The sequence below is a fragment of the Yersinia alsatica genome (assembly GCF_025133195.1).
Taxonomy (GTDB): Bacteria; Pseudomonadota; Gammaproteobacteria; order Enterobacterales; family Enterobacteriaceae; genus Yersinia; species Yersinia alsatica.
The window spans coordinates 4081151-4101172 of sequence record NZ_CP104006.1 but is presented as its reverse complement, the minus strand read 5'-3'; the positions used below and the strand labels follow the sequence as shown (position 1 = coordinate 4101172).

The following is a 20022-nucleotide window of genomic DNA, read 5'->3' as shown; positions in this document are numbered from 1 at the left end:
TGTCCTTAAGGTTTTACCGGGGTCGCCGGTACTGTCACGTGGCTTCGAGCATCCAGCGCCATATTCAGTTTCAGTACGTTAACTACGGGTTCACCGAAGAAATTGGGTACCGATTTTTGCACATTTTCATCAATCAGCTGTTTGACTTCAGACAACGGCATCTGGCGGATACTGGCGACGCGTGGTGCCTGATAATAAGCCGCTTCTAACGAAATACTGGGGTCCAGACCACTGCCAGAGGCGGTGACCAAGTCCACTGGCACCGGGCCGGTTTGTGTCGGGTTGGCCTGACGCTGTAATTTAACGCGCTCACTGATAGCCTGATCCAGTGCCAGGTTACTAATAGCCAGATTACTGCCCCCCGAGGCCATTGGATTATAAGGCATATCTGCCGTGACGGATGGGCGGCCACTAAAATAACCCGGTTGGGTAAAGTTCTGGCCCAGCAAGGTGGAACCGACGACTTCATCACCTAACATGGCTAATGAGCCATTCGCTTGCTGGGCAAACAGTAATTTCGCCAGCCCAGTGGTCAGCAGAGGATAAGCTATCCCGGTGATAAGTGTCAGTAATATCAGTAAAACCAATGCAGGTCGAAAGTATGAAACCTTATTGATTGACGGCATATTGGTCGATGACATATTTATTGCCTCTTAATCGTGTTTGTCTTGTTGTTAGCTCATCATCAGGGCGGTTAGCACCAGATCGATAAGTTTGATACCTACAAATGGCACCAGTAGTCCGCCCAGCCCATAAATCCACAGGTTACGGCGCAGCAGAGCAGCGGCACTCATCGCCTTGTAACTGACCCCTTTTAAGGCCAGCGGGATCAGGAACACAATCACCAGCGCGTTGAAAATAACCGCCGACAAAATGGCTGAGGCCGGCGAGTGCAACTGCATCACATTCAGGGCGTTAAGCTGCGGGTAAGTCGCGGCAAACGCGGCGGGAATAATGGCGAAATATTTCGCGACGTCGTTGGCGATACTGAAGGTGGTCAGCGAACCACGGGTCATCAGCATTTGCTTACCGATATGCACCACTTCAATCAGCTTGGTCGGGTTTGAGTCCAAATCCACCATGTTGCCTGCTTCTTTGGCCGCCTGAGTCCCCGAGTTCATCGCCACCGCCACATCAGCCTGCGCCAGAGCGGGCGCATCGTTGGTGCCGTCACCGGTCATTGCGACTAATCGACCTTCCGCCTGATACTGGCGAATCAAGGCTAATTTAGCTTCCGGCGTGGCCTCAGCCAGAAAGTCATCGACTCCGGCTTCTGCTGCAATTGCTGCTGCGGTTAGGCGGTTATCGCCGGTGATCATCACGGTTTTAATACCCATTTTGCGCAGTTCGGCAAAACGTTCTTTAATGCCGCCTTTCACAATATCTTTCAGCGCCACCACCCCCAAAACCCGTGGCCCATCAGCCACCACCAAGGGTGTACCGCCGGTGCGCGCCACACTTTCTACCGCAGCGTCAACAGCGCGTGGGAAGTGGCCTTGGTTAGATTCTACGTGGCGACGAATAGCATCAACCGCGCCTTTGCGGATCATCCGATCCTGCACATTGACACCACTCATCCGCGTTTGCGCTGAAAAGGGTACAAAGGTGGCATTCAGGCTATGTAAGTCGCGTTCGCGCAGGTTAAAGCGCTGTTTAGCCAGCACTACAATGCTGCGGCCTTCGGGGGTTTCATCGGCCAGCGAAGAGAGTTGCGCGGCATCAGCCAGTTGTTGCTCGGTGACGCCGGGGGCGGGTAGGAACTCGGACGCCTGGCGGTTACCTAAGGTGATGGTGCCGGTTTTATCCAGCAGCAACACATCGACGTCACCGGCGGCTTCTACTGCCCGCCCGCTGGTGGCTATCACGTTGGCCGCCAACATACGGCTCATCCCGGCGACACCAATGGCGGATAGCAAGCCGCCAATCGTAGTGGGGATCAGGCAAACCAGTAGCGCGACCAACACGGTGATGGTGACTGGAGAGCCAGCATGGTTGGCCTCAACACTGAAAACCGAAAATGGGTACAGGGTGGCGGTTGCCAGTAAAAAGACGATGGTTAATGCCACCAGCAAAATAGTCAGCGCCACTTCGTTGGGGGTTTTACGCCGTTTGGCTCCTTCAACCATGGCAATCATTCTGTCGAGGAAGGTTTCGCCGGGGTTAACACTGCACTCAACGACCAGCCAGTCTGACAGCACGCGAGTACCGCCAGTTACGGAGGAGAAGTCACCGCCAGACTCGCGGATAACCGGTGCTGATTCACCGGTAATGGCGCTTTCATCCACTGATGCGCCCCCCTCCAGCACTTCACCGTCGCAAGGCACGGTGTCACCGGCTTCAATCAGCACCACATCACCTTTGCGCAGGCTATCGGCAGAGACTTTCTCCTGTGGCGCATCAAAGCGGGCTGCGGACAGTTTTTTGGCCCAACTGGTTTTTTTCACCCCACGCAGACTCTCGGCCTGCGCTTTGCTACGCCCCTCGGCCAGTGCTTCGGCAAAGTTGGCAAACAGCACGGTAAACCACAGCCACAGGGCAACACTGCCGGTAAACATGGCGCTACCGGTAGTTTGTCCGCTTAAAATAGCTAGCCAAATTAAAGTGGTCAGCCAACTGCCCAGATACACCACGAACATCACTGGATTACGCCACTGGACGCGCGGGTCCAGCTTTTTGACTGCATCAAGCAGTGCAGTACGAACCAGTGCGGGTTCAAAAATCGCGCGTTGTTTGCGAGTCATCATTAATCTCTCAGCGTGTTAACCAAATTTGCAGATGTTCAGCGACCGGACCTAAGGCCAGTGCCGGGATAAAGGTCAAGGCGCCGACCAACAACACCGTACCCACCAGTAAGCCGATAAACAGCGGGCCGGAGGTTGGCAATGTGCCGTTACCCGCCGGTTGCCGTTTCTTCGCCACCAACGAGCTGGCAATCGCCAACACTGGCAGAATGACGCCGAATCGGCCCAAGAACATCGCCGCAGCCAGCAGCAGGTTATAAAACGGCGTATTGACACTTAGCCCAGCAAAGGCGCTACCGTTGTTATTTGCCGCCGAAGAGAGGGCGTAGAGCACTTCGCTAAAGCCATGAGCGCCGGGGTTCAGTATTCCCGCGCGTCCGGCATCAGTACACAGCGCCAGTGCAGTACCTAGCAGCACGACAGTCGGTGTCACCAGAATGGCTAACGCGGTCATTTTCATATCAAAAACGTCGATTTTTTTACCCAGATATTCTGGAGTTCGGCCAATCATTAGCCCGGCAATAAACACTGTCAGCAACACGAATAACAACATGCCGTACAGACCGGAACCGACGCCGCCAAACACCACTTCACCCATCTGCATCAGCCACATTGGCACCATGCCGCCCAAGGCCGTGAAGGAATCGTGCATGGCGTTAACTGCACCACAAGAGGCCGCCGTGGTGACCACGGCATACATGCTGGTGGCCAGAATGCCAAAACGGGACTCTTTACCTTCCATATTGATATTGCTGTCGGCACCCAACTGGGTTAAATGTGGGTTACCGGCCAGCTCGGCGTACATCACTACCACCACGGCCACCACAAAAATCAGTGACATCGCCCAGATAAGCGCATGGCCTTGGCGGCTATCGCCCACCACCTGACCAAAAGCAAAACACAGGGCACAGGGGATTAGAAAAATAGCCAGCATTTGCACAAAATTGCTAAAAGCCGTTGGGTTTTCAAAAGGATGGGCAGAGTTGGCACCAAAGAAACCGCCGCCGTTGGTGCCCAGCATTTTGATGGCTTCCTGCGAAGCTACTGGCCCCATCGGTAAGGTCTGTTTTACCCCCTCTAATGTGGTGATATGCAGGTAGCCGTCCAGGTTCTGCAGCACGCCCTGACTGACAAAAATCAGAGCAATAAGCAGTGAGATCGGCAACAGGACATATAAAGTGATACGCACCAGATCAACCCAGGCATTGCCCAGAGTGGCGGCAGAATGGCGGGCAAAAGCACGGATCAATGCAAAGGCGACGGCAATACCGGTCGCGGCAGAGAGGAAGTTTTGTACCGTCAAACCGGCCATTTGGCTCAGATAACTGAGGGTATTCTCGCCGCTATAGGCCTGCCAGTTGGTATTGGTGACAAAACTGACGGCAGTATTCAGCGCCAGATGCCATGACATACCCGGCATCTTTTCCGGGTTCAATGGTAATGAACCTTGCGCCATGAGTAGCGTGAACAGCAGCACGACCCCCAGCAAGTTAAAGCACAGAATGGCGAGGGCATATTGCCAGCCCGTCATTTCTTCGTTTTTTACCCCGCTACAGCGCCATAAACCGGCCTCAATTTTTTGCAGTGGAGCGAAGGATTCACCTTCAATAAGACGTGCTAAAAAGCTCCCCAGCGGACGGGATAGCACCAATAACACCAGCATGAAACTGGCGATAAGCAGAAATCCTGACGCTGCCATTTAAAAGTCCTCCGCATTGAATAGGGCATAAACCAGATAGCCCAGAAGCAGCAGAACCAGCAGCGCACCACCAATGATGCTGATACTCAAGATACACCTCCACAGGTCTTATTTTTGATAACCCGGTTGTTGAAAAAACACGTTGTTGTTAGCCGAGTAGCTGTTAATCGCTTAGTTGTTAATCGCATCGTTATTAACCCAGTTTTTGTTAACAACAGCTTAGGAAGTCGTAAGAAAAGTTCTTGATAAAAAAACGAGGAGGGGTGTAAAAAAAGTATAAAAATGGTCAAAAAATGACCTAATAATGAGTGTAAATTAGTCAGTGGAGCGGGGTGAGATCAAATGGCGTAATAAAAATGTGTTTTATTCTTGCTGAATACATCCAGTTTTCTAGTTTATAAAAAGCATGCAACTGCTATGTAACAATTCCTAGGCGCAAGTTAACTTTGATGTAACAAAATTACAGGTTTGACGTTTTTTTTCTGCTTTTTGTGCCATATAGTGGTCGGATGAGTGGTAAAGTTTCAATCAATACGGTAAAATTTTGTCCAGTTTCCAATTTTGTTTATTTTACTTTCAACGCCAAGCGGTGAATCGGTTCACTGTCTATCCGGGTCAGTCGTTACGCAGAGGCGTTTTAAAGGAGGGTTATTATGACTATGTACAATGCATATCCCTTACATCAGGTTATCTTGCGCCGTAGCGCAGTAATCCTGGCGGGGTTGTTGGCGCTGCCGATCATGCTGTTCCGCAAAGATCGCGCCCGTTTTTATAGCTATCTGCACCGTGTCTGGCTCAAAACCAGTGATAAACCGGTCTGGCTGGCACAGTCTGAAATGGCACCGCAAGATTTCTATTGATCATTTGTGATTTAAATAAAAAAGCCTGTGAGCTAATACTCGCGGGCTTTTTTATTGCCTATATCACAGCGGCAGATAAGAAAAGATCTCAATCAATCCAAGGGGTAGACTACTGTTAAGATGAAGAAAAAGCTTGTCACGTAATAAGTCACACCGGCAAATGGAGAAGATCATGGCGGAAAATAATCAAGTGAGACACAGTGTCGAGTATTGCCAGGTACGCGATGAATTTGATGCACTATGTGCGGCAGGCATTACCCGCGGCAAGCTGATGGAGTTTCACAGCCGCTATAAACTCGTGCTCTTGGCACATTCACAGCCTGAATATCGCGAGATTGGGCCTTTTGTGGCAGAGATGGATAAATGGCCATTATTAACTGAGTTTGCCACTGAGTATCGCCAACGTCTGATTCAACTGTTATCTCATCAGCCCACCGCTGCCAACCACACCAATGTATTGATGCATGTGCAGGGTTATTTCCGGCCTTACCTCACCTCAGAACAGCGGCAGGCTTTGGCACAATTGATTGAAAAATATCGGCTAGGGGAGGTACCGTTAAGCGAGCCTATTGGCCAAATAACGGCTTATATGGTGGCGTTCCCTAATGATTATCTGGCTGGGCAGCACTATTTTACTTTTTATTCAGCACAGGGATAAAACATGGCAACGCATTTAGTCTGGTTTCGTAATGATCTGCGCCTAACGGATAATTTGGCGCTGCATGCGGCTTGCCAAGACCCACAAGCAACAGTTATTGCCGTCTTTATTGCTACGCCAGCACAGTGGGCGAAGCATGATATGGCCCCTCGGCAGGCGGCGTTTTTACTGCAAAATTTGCAACAGCTGCAAACTGTACTCGCGGCGCGGGCGATACCGCTGCACTATGATCAGTGTGATAATTTTCAGGACTCGATTGCTTGGCTGGATAATTTTTGCCAGCAACATCAAGTGGATGCGCTGTTTTATAATCAACAATATGAGCTGAATGAACAGCTACGTGATAAAGCCTTGGTCACTCGCCTTAATGGGCGTGAGGTTGCCTGTCATGCTTTCCATGACAGTGTGCTATTGCCGCCGGGCACTGTTCTGACGGGCAATAACGAAATGTATAAAGTTTTTACCCCGTTTCGCCGAGCATTTATTCAGCGCCTGATGATGAGTGATTGCCGCAGTGTACCCGCCCCCAAAGCCCGCAATACCTCAATGGAAATAGTGCCGCAGCCACTGACTCCATTTGATTACCCACAACAATCTGTCGACCACCAGCTCTTTCCGGTGGGTGAAGAGGCCGCGTTACAGCGCCTGCGGGCCTTCTGCCGTGAGCCCGTTCTGGACTATCAGCAACAACGTGATTTTCCGGCTATCGCGGGAACCAGTTGCCTGTCACCTTATCTGGCGCTAGGGATACTCTCGCCTCGTCAATGTGTTAATCGTCTGCGGGCAGAGTGCCCGGATGCGCTGGAAAATGCCGACAGCGGTGCCTTTATCTGGCTTAATGAACTGATCTGGCGTGAATTTTATCGTCATTTACTGGTAGCTTATCCACGGTTATGCCAGCATCGTCCCTTTATTGATTGGACTGATGCAGTAGTATGGAATCACTCAGAACAGCAATTAGTCGCCTGGCAACAGGGGCAGACGGGGTATCCTATTGTTGACGCGGCAATGCGGCAGTTGAATGAAACTGGCTGGATGCATAACCGGCTTCGCATGATCAGTGCCAGTTTTCTGGTCAAAGACTTGTTGATCGACTGGCGGCATGGTGAGCGTTATTTTATGTCGCAATTATTGGACGGTGATTTGGCCGCTAATAATGGAGGCTGGCAGTGGGCGGCTTCAACCGGTACCGATGCCGCGCCCTATTTTCGTATTTTTAACCCCACCACGCAGGGAGAGCGGTTTGATAAAGACGGCGTTTTTATTCGCCGCTGGCTACCTGAGTTGGCTGCGGTGCCTGACAGCGATATCCATCAGCCATGGAATTGGGCGCAGCGCCAGCAGCAAACATTGGATTATCCACTGCCGCTGGTGGACCATAAAGCAGCCAGATTGGCGACACTCGCGGCATTTGACGCCGCTAAGCGGGATGGCCGCAAGGATCCCTAACCACAAGGAGCCTTCATGTTTTTGACTACTTTTTTGACTCAATCGGCATCACGCATTAGCCAGCGCCGCAACAGGTTGATTAATGCCGGGGTGGTTTTCTCTTTTAGCCTGTATAGCTCGCTGGCCGCCGCCGGTTTCGAAGTTGTCGCTCTTGGCGTGGATGGTGGTGTCAGTGATGGTAATCTGACGTCATATCTAATTCGTGATGATAGCCAGCCGCTCTATTTGGCACTGGATGCTGGTTCGGTACTGCCGGGCATCGCCAAGGCACTGGAAAAAGGCAACTTCTCGGACATTACTGATGAAGTCGCTGCTCCCTTAACTCGGCAGGGATATATTTTTCGCCAGCGTATTAATAGCTATTTCATTAGTCATGCTCATCTTGACCATGTTTCTGGTCTGATCATTGGCTCGCCAGAAGACAGTAAAAAAACCATTTATGCCTCGGTAGATACCATTGATGTGCTGCGAAACTACTATTTTAACTGGCGTGTCTGGCCCAATTTTACTGACAGTGGCAGTGGCACTCGATTAGGAACTTATCGGATGCAATTGGTGCGTCCGGCTCAGTCGTTGAGTATGGGGCTGACCCGCTTAACCGGCGAGATGTACCCGCTGAGCCATGATAAATCACCCTCTTCGATGCTACTTATCAGCAGTAACAATGCCAATTTTGCCTATTTTGGCGATACCGGGCCGGATGAAATAGAAAAGTCGAAAAATCTGGATACGGTGTGGCGTAAACTGGCTGAAAAGGTTAAACAGCAGCAACTAAAAGGGATGATTATTGAGGTTTCCTATCCCAATGATGCCCCGGACAGCAAGTTGTATGGCCATATGACGCCAAAATGGTTGCTGAAAGAGCTGAAGAAACTCGCCGCCTACAGCGGGGAAGGGGAACCATTAAAAGATTTTCCGGTGGTGATTAGCCATATCAAGCCGTCACTCCAACAAGGGCCAGATGTGCGTAAAACCATTGCCGCTGAATTAGCACAGGGTAATGATATGGGCATTAATTTTATCATTATGGAACAAGGCGATAGCCTGAAGTTCTAAAGCAAAAGCACCTAAACAGATATTTTAAATTTATACTTTCCACCAGTATTGATAATTAACGAGACTAAAAAATGCGTAACACGGAACTGGAAACCCTTATCAATAATAAGCTGGATATCACGGCTTTTCAGGATTACGCACCCAATGGTTTGCAGGTTGAGGGGCGTGAAGAGGTGCGTCGTATCGTCACCGGAGTGACTGCCAGTCAGGCATTGCTCGATGCAGCTGTTGGGCAGCAGGCCGATGCTATTTTGGTGCATCACGGTTATTTCTGGAAAAACGAACCGACGGTGGTTCGTGGGATGAAGCGCAACCGCCTGAAAACCTTGCTCGCCAATGATATTAATCTGTATGGCTATCATTTGCCGCTGGATGCCCATCCAGAGTTAGGTAATAACGCGCAGCTAGCAAAATTGCTTGATATCCGAGTGTTGGGGGAAATTGAAACTCTCTTACCTTACGGTGAATTTGATACTCCGGTAAATGCCGTCATTTTACGTGAGCGGTTAGAAACATTATTGGATCGTCAGGTGCTGCATTGTGGTGATCATGCACCAGCAAGTATCCGCCGTATTGCTTGGTGCAGCGGCGGTGGGCAAGGTTATATTCAGCAAGCCGCAGAGTTTGGTGTGGATGCATTCATAACTGGCGAGGTTTCTGAGCAGACAATTCATATCGCTCGCGAGATGGGTGTGAATTTTTATGCGGCGGGGCATCATGCAACTGAGCGTTATGGCATCAAAGCTCTTGGTGAATGGCTAGCAGCTCAACATCAACTTGAGGTTATCTTTATTGATATCCCTAACCCAGCCTGAGTCTGGGTTAGCTCTGTCTAAGCACTGGTGATGAAGATTACCGGTACTTAATGTAATCTGCAGTCCGCAGTCTTGACATTAAACACTTAACCACAATAAAAATAAGGACTTAATCACTGTCAGGCTGCTTAAAATAATCATCTAGTCATAGTTGTATGATAAAACTGCAATTTATAAGAATATTTCCCCGCTGAACTCTGATTTTAAATAAGAAATAAATCGCCTCACACCCTCAAACATCATTAAAAAACCATGAAAACAACTATTCATAGTGATTAATATCGCCATTACATTCAGAACTAGTGATTGCCCGCAATTATTGGTTGATTCACTTCTATTGACAGCGGCTAGGTGCTAACGCATAAATATGTACTTATGGCTGTTATTTATCTAAAAATTAAAACTATAAATTAATCAGGGGGACGGGAGTGCAACGAGCACGATGTTATTTATTAGGAGAGAGTGCGGTGGTTCTGGAGTTGGAACCGCCGGTAACATTAGCCAGTCAGCAGCGGATTTGGGGCTTAGCTGATCGTCTGATTCATCACCCGGATATCCTTGAAGCGATTCCGGGCATGAATAATCTGACTTTATTGCTGACAGATCCGCAAAATACCGCGTGGGATGCGATTGAGCGCCTGCAACGCTGGTGGGAAGAGAGTGAGTCATTAGTACCTGAGTCGCGTGATATCACCATTCCCGTGATTTATGGCGGTGAGGCTGGCCCTGATCTGGCTGAAGTGGCACGCCATACCGGTATGACCGAGCGGCAGGTAGTTGAGTGCCATGCAGAGGCGAGTTATATCGTCTATTTCCTTGGTTTCCAACCGGGCTTCTCCTATTTGGGCGGTATGCCTGAGCAGTTGGCTACCCCACGACGCGCCGAGCCACGTTTGGTGGTTCCGCCGGGTTCTGTCGGGATAGGTGGCAGCCAAACGGGGATCTATCCACTGGCGACCCCTGGCGGCTGGCAGTTAATTGGCCGAACCTCACTGGCACTGTTTAACCCGATAGAGATGCCGCCAACCTTGTTGCGGCCGGGTGATAATGTGCGCTTCCTGCCTTTAAAGGAGGGCGTATGCTGAATATTATTCGTTCAGGTATTTATACCACGGTACAAGATAGTGGCCGTGGCGGTTTTCGTCGTTTGGGTATCAGTCAGGGCGGGGCGCTGGATTTACCGGCGCTGATGATGGCGAACATGTTGGTCGGGAATGATGCAGGGGCGGCTGGGCTGGAAATCACGCTTGGTCAGTTTACTGCTGAATTTACCCAACCGGGCTGGATAGCCTTAACTGGCGCGGGTTGCGATGCGCGGCTTGAGGGCCAACTGCTCTGGACGGGGTGGCGTTATCCGGTCAAACCCGGGCAACAGTTGAAACTCAGTGTGCCACCGCGCGGCATGCGCAGTTATCTGGCGGTTTCTGGCGGTATTGATGTACCGGAAATGCTGGGTTCGCGCAGCACAGATCTGAAAGCGGGCTTTGGTGGTTATCAGGGGCGGTTAATTAAAGAGGGCGACCGCCTACCACTCGGCAAGCCGACACGTTTGCCCCGTGAATCCGTTGGTATCAAACAATTGTTATTCGGTAATCGTGTACGCGCTGTAGCGGGGCCGGAATATCATGAATTTGACGACATTGCCCAGGGCGCTTTCTGGCGTGAAGCCTGGCAACTCAGCCCGCAAAGTAACCGGATGGGGTATCGCCTGACGGGGCGCGAGTTAATGCGCACCACCTCCCGCGAGATGTTATCCCACGGTTTATTACCTGGCGTGGTGCAAGTCCCGCATAACGGTCAGCCGATTGTCTTGATGGCGGATGCCCAAACCACGGGCGGTTATCCGCGTATTGCCTGTGTTATCGAGGCCGATCTCTACCACTTAGCGCAACTTCGCCTCGGTGAACCGGTGCATTTTGTCCAATGTAGTGTGGAAGAGGCGCTGCGGGCCAAGACAGAACAGCAGCATTTCCTGCAACAGATTGAGTGGGGTTTACAGCAAGGTTTCGATGCCACGGAGGCCAAATGAACGTTGATTTAAATGCCGATTTGGGTGAAGGCTGTGCCAATGATCAGGTGCTGTTGCAATTGGTCAGTTCCGCCAATATAGCCTGTGGTTTCCATGCCGGTGATGCACAAACTATGCGCCAGTCGGTGCGTTGGGCTATCGAATATGGGGTGGCTATTGGCGCGCACCCGAGTTTCCCGGATCGCGAGAATTTTGGGCGCACGGCGATGCAGTTGCCGCCAGAGACCGTCTATGCCCAAGTGGTTTATCAGCTTGGTGCTCTTGCCGCCATTGTGAAAGCGGAAGGCGGCGTGATGCAGCATGTTAAGCCCCACGGCATGCTGTACAACCAAGCCGCAGTTGATCCGCAGTTGGCTGATGCTATTGCTCAAGCAGTCAAGGCGGTAGACCCAACATTGCGATTGGTCGGGTTGGCAGGGGGCGAATTGATCCGTGCCGGTGAACGCGCGGGATTAGCCACTCGTCAGGAAGTGTTTGCCGATCGCCGCTATCAATCTGACGGTACTTTAGTGCCGCGCAGCCAGCCGGATGCCTTAATTGAAAGTGACGAGCTGGCTTTGTCACAAACCTTGGCTATGGTGCAGCACCAGCAGGTTCAGGCTCGCGATGGTCATTGGGTGCCAGTGCAGGCGGATACGGTCTGCGTACATGGTGATGGTGCCCATGCATTGAATTTTGCCCGCCGTTTACGTGAGAGTTTTCAGCAACACAACATCGATGTCACTGCACAATAATTATATAGCTTTTGAATTAACTGCTTTTGGGCATTAAAAACATAACCGCCAAGCCCGGGTGGAATCATATTTTGGGTTAAATAATTACTCAAAGCCATTGGCGTTGCAGCTAACATCCCTGCGGCGTCAAGGACGAAAAGTAATCATATTTTATGACAGGAGAGTCACCTTGGAACAAACGGTAAACTTATGGCCGCTGATTGGTATCGCGGCGATTGTGATTGGATTTTTACTGCGGATAAACGCTGTGTTGGTGGTTATCACCGCCGGGATCATCACCGGTGTAGCCGCATTGATGCCAATAGCAACTATTTTGGAGAAACTGGGTGAAGGGTTTCTTAACACCCGTAACCTGCCATTGATTCTGTTACTGCCTTTGGCGGTTATCGGGTTGCTCGAGCGCCATGGCTTGAAAGAGCGAGCGCAGGCATGGATTTCGCAGATCAAAAGTGCCACGTCTGGCCGCTTACTGATTGTGTATCTGTTTGTGCGTGAGGCCACGGCAGCACTGGGTTTAACCAGCCTTGGCGGCCATGCTCAGATGGTGCGCCCGTTATTGGCGCCAATGGCGGAAGGTGCGGCAACCACTCGTTATGGCGAATTACCAGAGAAAGTGCGTTATCGTCTGCGGGCAATGTCTGCGGCTACGGATAACGTCGGTTTATTCTTTGGTGAAGATATTTTTGTCGCCTTTGGTGCCATTATCTTTATGCACAACTTTATGTTGGAGTCCGGCGGGATTCAGACCGAGCCACTGCACATTGCGCTGTGGGGGATCCCGACCGCAATTTGTGCCTTCCTGATTCATTCTTATCGTTTACAACGTTTAGATAAACACCTCGCCGCTGAATTAACCGCGCTGAATCAGTCTGCTTTGGCTGCCAAAGGAGACGCAAAATGATTTTCCAACAGCAATATTTATACTGGTTGGCGGGTGTCGTATTACTGATAGTCGCGGTAATGTCATTCCGTGATAAAGCCAACCCGCGCCGGATCACCACCGGCCTATTCTGGGGGTTGTACGGGCTGGTTTTTCTGGTGGGGGATTGGACCTACCGTCTGGCAAGTACATTAGGGGGGGAAGGGCCAGATGAAAAACGCATCCTGAATATCACGGTCGGCGTAGTAGTAGTCATCATGGCGCTGATCGCCGGCTTTGGTGGCGTCAAGTTGGGCAGCTACCATCAGCGTACAGCACAAGAACGTGAAGTGAGTGCCAAACGTTTGGGGAATAAGCTGTTTATTCCGGCGCTGACCATCCCTATCGTAACGGTTATCGGCGTGCTGTTGTTTACTAATATTCCAGCATTGGACCAGTGGCTGTTTGGTGCGGGTAATCACTCAACCTTGGTGACCTTATTCTCGATGACGGTCGGCTGTGTGCTCGGCTTGCTGATTGCGGTGGTAATGACCCGCGAGACTGCCGCACAACCGGTGCAGGAAGCTCGGCGTTTGCTGGACTCCATTGGCTGGGCATTTATCTTGCCGCAGATTTTGGCAACACTCGGCCTGCTGTTTACCACTGCTGGCGTTGGCACGGCGATTGCCCATTTAACTCAGGAATATCTGGCGGTAGATCATCGCTTTATTGCGGTGGCGGTCTATGCTATTGGCATGGCGCTGTTGACGATGATCATGGGGAATGCGTTTGCTGCTTTCCCTATTGTGACGGCGGGTATCGGCATTCCAATCTTGGTATTGCAGCACGGGGGTAACCCAGCAGTGATGGCTGCTATTGGGATGTTCTCGGGTTATTGCGGCACCTTAATGACCCCTATGGCGGCCAACTTTAACATTGTTCCTGCCGCATTATTGGAGCTACCGGATAAAAATGCGGTGATCAAAGCGCAGATCCCAACCGGGGTTGCTTTGTTGATTGTTAACGTATTTTTGCTGTATTTCCTGATGTTTCTCTAGGAGAGATGATGAGAAGTGTATTAATTACCGGGTTTGAGCCATTTGGTGGTGAACGGGTGAATCCCTCTTGGGAAGTGGTCAAGCAACTGAATGATTTGATGATGGGTGGCGTCAGAGTGGTGGCCCGTCAGTTACCCTGCGCTTTTGGTGAAGCCCTGACCGCGCTGAATGCGGCGATAGATGATATTCAGCCAGTGTTAGTGTTAGCCATTGGTCAAGCGGGTGGGCGTGCCGATATCACCATCGAGCGAGTTGCCATTAATATTGATGATGCCCGAATTCCCGATAATCAGGGTCATCAGCCTGTCGATCAACCTATCGTCGAAGACGGCCCGGCGGCCTATTTTACCCGCTTGCCTATCAAGGCGATGGTGCAAGGGATTCGTGATGCAGGCATTCCAGCCTCGATTTCCCAGACCGCAGGAACGTATGTCTGCAACCATGTAATGTATGGTTTATTACACCGCTTAAATTCAGCTAATAGCGAGGTTAAGGGCGGATTTATCCATATTCCTTACTTACCTGAACAAGCTGTCGATCACCCCGGTGCACCGAGTATGTCGACACAATCGGTGTTGATAGCCTTGGAATTGGCAATTTCTATTGCCTTGCAAATTGAGCACGATTTGCATATTCCTGGTGGCGCAATTCATTGATTCAGCCATAAAAAACGCCACCGAAAGGTGGCGTTTTGCATTTTCTCAGCGCAATAAAAAACTTACTTTTTCAACTGGCTCTTAAATTCACGCTCTGCATAACCGGTATAAAGCTGACGCGGACGCGCAATTTTGATGCCCTCGTCGTGCATTTCATTCCAGTGAGCAATCCAGCCGATAGTGCGCGCAATCGCAAAGATTACGGTAAACATTGAAGACGGAATACCCAATGCTTTCAGGATGATACCTGAATAGAAGTCAACGTTTGGATACAATTTACGCTCGATGAAATACGGGTCGTTCAGCGCAATATGCTCCAACTCCATCGCCACTTTCAGCAGATCGTCTTCCAGTTTTAACTCTTTCAGCACTTCATGGCAGGTTTCACGCATCACAGTGGCGCGCGGATCGTGGTTTTTATACACACGGTGACCAAAGCCCATCAGGCGGAATGAGTCATTTTTATCCTTCGCACGGCGGATAAATTCTGGAATATGCTCAACAGTTTTAATCTCTTCCAGCATCTTCAGGCAGGCTTCGTTCGCGCCGCCGTGCGCTGGTCCCCACAGGGAGGCAATCCCGGCAGCAATACAAGCAAACGGGTTAGCGCCAGAAGAACCCGCAGTACGAACTGTCGAGGTTGAAGCGTTTTGCTCGTGGTCGGCGTGCAGGATGAAAATACGATCCATTGCGCGTTCCAACACTGGGTTAACTTCATATTCTTCACATGGAGTAGAGAACATCATGCGCAGGAAGTTACCGGCATAAGACAGGTCGTTACGCGGATAAACAAACGGCTGGCCGATTGAATATTTGTAGCACATCGCCGCAACAGTCGGCATTTTGGACAGCAGACGGAAGGCGGTGATTTCACGATGACGCTCGTTATTCACATCCAGCGCATCATGGTAGAAGGCGGCCAGTGCGCCAGTTACCCCGCATAATACTGCCATTGGGTGCGAGTCACGGCGGAACCCACGGAACAGACTGGTGATCTGCTCGTGAATCATAGTGTGGCGGGTGACGGTCGCTTTGAAAGTTTCATACTCTTCAGCCGTAGGGGCTTCGCCGTACAGCAGAATGTAGCAAACTTCCAAATAGGTAGAATTGTTAGCTAACTGGGCAATCGGGAAGCCACGGTGCAACAGAATACCTTCATCACCATCGATATAAGTGATTTTTGATTCGCAGGATGCGGTAGAAGTAAAGCCTGGGTCAAAGGTAAAATAACCTTTCGAACCTAAGGTGCGGACGTCGATAACGTCAGTGCCGAGGGTTGGGGATAGCACGCCCAGTTCGATCGCAGCTTCGCCTTCTAAATTCAGCGTCGCTTTCTTGTTAGCCATTTACAGTCTCCTTAGCGCTTATTTTAAAACCTCTAACAACTGAAATATCTTAGATGTCCGCAAGGCCATCACCTCATCAGCATAGTTCTGTTTTATTCACCATTAAAAATGTGATTTAGGGTACAGAGTATCTTGCCAATGCGGCCGGTGATCCAAAGCTCTGGATCAGCAATCGATGTTATAAAGTTGTTAACGATTTGTCGGATACTTATCGTTTATGGTTCATTGCCTACGATATCTATGGGGATATTTACTAAATACACTGTTGCATAACTTAGGCTTATGGGGAAGTGTATCCGCAGACCTTTAGTGCATCATAGGGCTTATTTCTACCCTAGTTGTAATAGAAATGTTTATTCTTTGTCAAATCAGATAATTAATTTTATATAAATTGTGTAAATCGTGATCCTAATCACTGTTCAGGGGAAATGTTACCAATCAGTTTGTGTGGGAATTGTAATAAGAATGTGAACCACCTATACTGCCGCCAGGTCTCCGGATTACCCTGAAGTAGGAGCACCCAGCGTTATATAGAGCACACCGTTTAAGCATTCAGGATGTTATGTCTAAACGTGTGATGTGAAGGGTTTCGGCTCTTAACGCTGTCTGACCCCCACCCAGATCCGGAGGATGGAAAATAATAAAAGCTGTGTGGGCAAAAACGTGAAAAAACAAAGACCTGTCAATTTGGATCTGCAAACGATTCGATTTCCTGTTACTGCGATAGCGTCCATTTTACACCGAGTCTCTGGCGTAATTACTTTCGTTGCCGTTGGTATCCTCCTTTGGCTGTTAGGTTTGTCTGTTTCCTCGCAAGAGGGATTCATGCAAGCCGCGGCGATCATGAATAGCTTTTTTGTTAAATTCATCTTCTGGGGAATACTCACTGCGCTGGCCTATCACATTTGCGGTGGCATTCGTCACTTGTTAATGGATTTCGGCTATATCGAAGAGAGCTTGGCTGCGGGGACCCGCTCCGCCCAAGTCGCAATGGTGTTAACCTTGGTGCTGTCAGTTTTAGCTGGAGTCCTTGTATGGTAAGCAATGCTTCTGCGTTAGGGCGTAATGGAGTACACGACTGGCTGTTACTACGTGCTTCTGCAATCGTCATCACTCTGTATGTTCTCTATATTCTGGGCTTTGTTGTTATTGTCCCAGATATCACCTACGAAATCTGGCGTGGCTTCTTCGCTTCGCACATCACAAAAGTGTTTACCCTGCTGACATTACTGTCAATTTTGGCTCACGCCTGGATTGGTCTGTGGCAGGTATTAACGGACTATATAAAGCCGCTGGCGGTACGTCTGGTGTTACAACTGGCCGTCGTGATTACGCTGCTGGTCTATCTACTGTATGGAACAATTGTGGTGTGGGGTGCTTAAATGAAACTGCCGGTCAGAGAGTTTGATGCTGTTGTTATCGGTGCAGGTGGCGCAGGTATGCGCGCAGCACTGCAAATTTCACAAATGGGGTTGTCTTGCGCCCTGATATCTAAAGTTTTCCCAACTCGTTCCCATACCGTATCTGCGCAGGGGGGTATTACTGTCGCACTGGGTAACACCCACGAAGATAACTGGGAATGGCATATGTACGACACGGTAAAGGGTTCCGATTATATCGGTGACCAGGATGCCATCGAATATATGTGTAAAACTGGCCCGGAAGCGGTTCTCGAACTGGAGCACATGGGCTTGCCTTTCTCCCGTTTAGAAGACGGCAGTATTTACCAACGGCCATTCGGTGGGCAGTCGCTTAACTTCGGCGGTGGGCAAGCGGCGCGTACAGCGGCTGCGGCTGACCGTACTGGGCATGCACTGTTACATACCCTTTATCAGCAAAACCTGAAAAACCACACCACCATTTTCTCCGAGTGGTATGCGCTGGATTTAGTGAAGAATCAGGACGGCGCTTTTGTTGGCTGTACCGCTATCTGCATTGAAACCGGTGAAGTGGTCTATTTCAAAGCGCGCGCCACGATATTGGCTACCGGCGGTGCCGGGCGTATTTATCAATCAACAACCAATGCGCACATTAATACCGGTGACGGTGTGGGCATGGCCCTGCGTGCCGGTGTTCCGGTGCAGGACATGGAAATGTGGCAGTTCCATCCGACGGGTATCGCCGGGGCGGGGGTATTGGTGACTGAAGGTTGTCGTGGTGAAGGCGGTTATCTGCTGAATAAACACGGCGAGCGCTTTATGGAACGTTATGCCCCGAACGCCAAAGATTTGGCGGGTCGTGACGTAGTGGCACGTTCTATCATGATTGAAATTCGTGAAGGCCGCGGTTGTGACGGTCCTTGGGGCCCTCATGCCAAATTGAAACTGGATCATTTGGGTAAAGAGGTTCTGGAATCCCGTCTGCCGGGTATTCTTGAGTTATCTCGCACCTTTGCCCACGTCGATCCAATCAAAGAACCTATCCCGGTGATTCCAACTTGTCATTATATGATGGGCGGGATCCCGACCAAAGTAACCGGTCAGGCCATCACGGTAAATGAAAAGGGCGAAGATGTTGTTATCCCTGGCTTGTTTGCGGTAGGTGAAATTGCCTGTGTTTCCGTCCATGGTGCAAACCGTCTGGGTGGCAACTCCTTACTGGACTTGGTGGTATTTGGTCGCGCCGCCGGTATGCATCTGCAAGAGTCCTTAATGGAGCAGGGTAGCAGCCGCGATGCCAGTGATTCAGATATTGAAGCTTCACTGGATCGAATGAACCGCTGGAATAACACCCGTTCCGGTGAAGATCCGGTTGAGATCCGCAAAGCATTACAATCCTGCATGCAGAATAACTTCTCGGTATTCCGTGAAGGCGATGCCATGGCAAATGGATTGGAAGAACTGAAAACTATCCGTGAGCGTCTGCGAAATGCCCGTCTGGATGACACTTCCAGTGAGTTCAATACCCAACGTATTGAATGTCTGGAGTTGGATAACCTGATGGAAACTGCGTTTTCCACCGCGGTGTCAGCAAACTTCCGTACCGAAAGTCGTGGCGCTCATAGTCGCTTTGACTTCCCGGAACGTGACGATGCGAACTGGCTGTGTCACTCGCTGTATTTGCCGGACACTGAAAGCATGACCCGCCGTGAGGTAAACATGCAACCTAAGCTACGCGCGGCGTTCCCGCCGAAAGTGCGTTCTTACTGATGCCCGTTACGGAGGAATAGGTCATGAAGCTTGAATTCTCGATTTATCGCTATAACCCGGACGTCGATAACGCGCCGCACATGCAGGATTACACCCTGGAAGCGGAAGAAGGCCGGGATATGATGTTGCTGGACGCACTTATCCAGTTAAAAGAAAAAGATCCGACTTTGTCGTTCCGCCGCTCATGCCGTGAAGGTGTTTGTGGTTCCGACGGCCTGAATATGAATGGCAAAAATGGCTTGGCCTGCATTACGCCGATTTCAGTTTTGCAAAAGGGCAATAAAAAGATTGTGATTCGCCCATTGCCGGGGTTACCGGTGGTGCGGGATTTAGTGGTCGATATGGGGCAGTTTTATACTCAGTATGAGAAAATTAAACCTTACCTGTTGAATGATGGCAAAAATCCGCCAGCACGTGAGCATTTACAGTCGCCGGAGCAGCGCGAAAAACTGGATGGTTTGTATGAATGTATCCTGTGCGCTTGTTGCTCAACCTCTTGCCCGTCATTCTGGTGGAATCCGGACAAATTTGTTGGCCCGGCAGGGTTACTGGCAGCCTATCGCTTCCTGATAGACAGCCGTGATACCGAAACAGCAGCACGTTTGGATGATCTGGACGACGCTTTTAGTGTTTTCCGCTGCCATAGCATCATGAATTGTGTCAGTGTTTGTCCTAAAGGTCTTAACCCGACCAAAGCAATCGGCCACATTAAGTCTATGTTGTTGCAACGTAGTGCATGATGTGAGTTTATTAACCCGGGGAATGTATTCCTCGGGTTGCTTCAAGGTAGGGAATCTCTAAAAGCTGGCGAGCTGTCGGTTTTTAGAGGTTCCTTGAACGGGACCGTTAAGGTCCATAACAGAATGTGCATTGAGCACATCGAGTGAACCGTTTTTACGGCAAACCGTTGATA

20 protein-coding genes are annotated in these 20022 nt (G+C 50.2%); 15 read left to right on the top strand and 5 right to left on the bottom strand.

Going from position 1 to position 20022, the window contains the following annotated elements; genetic code table 11:
- Positions 1-5 precede the first annotated feature (5 nt).
- The 4 genes from kdpC to N0H69_RS18360 are packed head-to-tail and all read right to left on the bottom strand — an operon-like array spanning position 6 to position 4530.
- Positions 6-641 carry a potassium-transporting ATPase subunit KdpC gene (gene kdpC / locus N0H69_RS18375; RefSeq protein WP_050151594.1) on the bottom strand — a complete coding sequence of 212 codons (636 nt, stop codon included), beginning with the start codon at positions 639-641 and terminating at the stop codon, positions 6-8.
- Positions 642-674: 33 nt separating this feature from the next.
- Positions 675-2741, bottom strand: coding sequence for a potassium-transporting ATPase subunit KdpB (gene kdpB, locus N0H69_RS18370; RefSeq protein WP_050151655.1), 2067 nt, complete (start codon positions 2739-2741; stop codon positions 675-677).
- A gap of 10 nt (positions 2742-2751) precedes the next feature.
- Positions 2752-4440 (bottom strand): potassium-transporting ATPase subunit KdpA, encoded by a 1689-nt coding sequence (gene kdpA / locus N0H69_RS18365; protein ID WP_050151595.1) that lies wholly within the window; start codon positions 4438-4440, stop codon positions 2752-2754.
- Positions 4441-4530 (bottom strand): K(+)-transporting ATPase subunit F, encoded by a 90-nt coding sequence (locus tag N0H69_RS18360; RefSeq protein WP_032911927.1) that lies wholly within the window; start codon positions 4528-4530, stop codon positions 4441-4443.
- Between the two features lie 563 nt (positions 4531-5093).
- On the opposite strand from N0H69_RS18360, the gene N0H69_RS18355 reads away from it, so the two are divergent.
- From N0H69_RS18355 to pcp, 11 genes are all read left to right on the top strand, one after another.
- Positions 5094-5300 carry a YbfA family protein gene (locus N0H69_RS18355; RefSeq protein WP_050107797.1) on the top strand — a complete coding sequence of 69 codons (207 nt, stop codon included), beginning with the start codon at positions 5094-5096 and terminating at the stop codon, positions 5298-5300.
- A gap of 172 nt (positions 5301-5472) precedes the next feature.
- Positions 5473-5958, top strand: a complete 486-nt coding sequence (locus N0H69_RS18350) for a YbgA family protein (RefSeq protein WP_050151596.1) — start codon at positions 5473-5475, stop codon at positions 5956-5958.
- Between the two features lie 3 nt (positions 5959-5961).
- Positions 5962-7407, top strand: coding sequence for a deoxyribodipyrimidine photo-lyase (gene phrB, locus N0H69_RS18345; protein WP_050151597.1), 1446 nt, complete (start codon positions 5962-5964; stop codon positions 7405-7407).
- A 15-nt stretch (positions 7408-7422) separates the two neighbouring features.
- Positions 7423-8463, top strand: a complete 1041-nt coding sequence (locus tag N0H69_RS18340; protein ID WP_050151598.1) for an MBL fold metallo-hydrolase — start codon at positions 7423-7425, stop codon at positions 8461-8463.
- 71 nt (positions 8464-8534) lie between these two features.
- The gene (locus N0H69_RS18335) at positions 8535-9278 is read left to right on the top strand and encodes a type 2 GTP cyclohydrolase I (protein ID WP_050107784.1); all 744 of its coding nucleotides are present in this window, start codon (positions 8535-8537) and stop codon (positions 9276-9278) included.
- Between the two features lie 428 nt (positions 9279-9706).
- Positions 9707-10363 (top strand): 5-oxoprolinase subunit PxpB, encoded by a 657-nt coding sequence (pxpB, locus tag N0H69_RS18330; RefSeq protein ID WP_050151599.1) that lies wholly within the window; start codon positions 9707-9709, stop codon positions 10361-10363.
- Positions 10357-11307 carry a 5-oxoprolinase subunit PxpC gene (pxpC, locus tag N0H69_RS18325; RefSeq protein ID WP_050151600.1) on the top strand — a complete coding sequence of 317 codons (951 nt, stop codon included), beginning with the start codon at positions 10357-10359 and terminating at the stop codon, positions 11305-11307. Before pxpB ends, pxpC begins: the two co-directional genes overlap by 7 nt.
- Positions 11304-12041 carry a 5-oxoprolinase subunit PxpA gene (gene pxpA / locus N0H69_RS18320; protein WP_050151601.1) on the top strand — a complete coding sequence of 246 codons (738 nt, stop codon included), beginning with the start codon at positions 11304-11306 and terminating at the stop codon, positions 12039-12041. The genes pxpC and pxpA overlap by 4 nt, the downstream gene beginning before the upstream one ends.
- A 169-nt stretch (positions 12042-12210) precedes the next feature.
- Positions 12211-12942, top strand: a complete 732-nt coding sequence (locus N0H69_RS18315) for a DUF969 domain-containing protein (protein ID WP_050107776.1) — start codon at positions 12211-12213, stop codon at positions 12940-12942.
- Positions 12939-13958 (top strand): DUF979 domain-containing protein, encoded by a 1020-nt coding sequence (locus N0H69_RS18310; protein ID WP_050107774.1) that lies wholly within the window; start codon positions 12939-12941, stop codon positions 13956-13958. The genes N0H69_RS18315 and N0H69_RS18310 overlap by 4 nt, the downstream gene beginning before the upstream one ends.
- 8 nt (positions 13959-13966) lie before the next feature.
- Positions 13967-14614 (top strand): pyroglutamyl-peptidase I, encoded by a 648-nt coding sequence (gene pcp, locus N0H69_RS18305; RefSeq protein ID WP_050107772.1) that lies wholly within the window; start codon positions 13967-13969, stop codon positions 14612-14614.
- 62 nt (positions 14615-14676) lie between these two features.
- Here pcp and N0H69_RS18300 read toward each other — a convergent pair whose 3' ends face one another.
- Positions 14677-15960 (bottom strand): citrate synthase, encoded by a 1284-nt coding sequence (locus tag N0H69_RS18300; protein ID WP_050107770.1) that lies wholly within the window; start codon positions 15958-15960, stop codon positions 14677-14679.
- A gap of 630 nt (positions 15961-16590) precedes the next feature.
- Here N0H69_RS18300 and sdhC point away from each other — a divergent pair.
- From sdhC to N0H69_RS18280, 4 genes are read left to right on the top strand one after another with little or no spacing between them, the layout of a single operon-like run.
- A complete protein-coding gene (gene sdhC / locus N0H69_RS18295) occupies positions 16591-17001 on the top strand; it encodes a succinate dehydrogenase cytochrome b556 subunit (protein WP_172460456.1) in 411 nt (136 codons plus the stop codon).
- The gene (gene sdhD / locus N0H69_RS18290; RefSeq protein ID WP_025377606.1) at positions 16995-17342 is read left to right on the top strand and encodes a succinate dehydrogenase membrane anchor subunit; all 348 of its coding nucleotides are present in this window, start codon (positions 16995-16997) and stop codon (positions 17340-17342) included. Before sdhC ends, sdhD begins: the two co-directional genes overlap by 7 nt.
- A complete protein-coding gene (sdhA, locus tag N0H69_RS18285; RefSeq protein WP_050107768.1) occupies positions 17343-19109 on the top strand; it encodes a succinate dehydrogenase flavoprotein subunit in 1767 nt (588 codons plus the stop codon).
- Positions 19110-19132: 23 nt separating this feature from the next.
- The gene (locus tag N0H69_RS18280) at positions 19133-19849 is read left to right on the top strand and encodes a succinate dehydrogenase iron-sulfur subunit (protein WP_050107767.1); all 717 of its coding nucleotides are present in this window, start codon (positions 19133-19135) and stop codon (positions 19847-19849) included.
- The last annotated feature ends 173 nt before the right edge of the window (positions 19850-20022 follow it).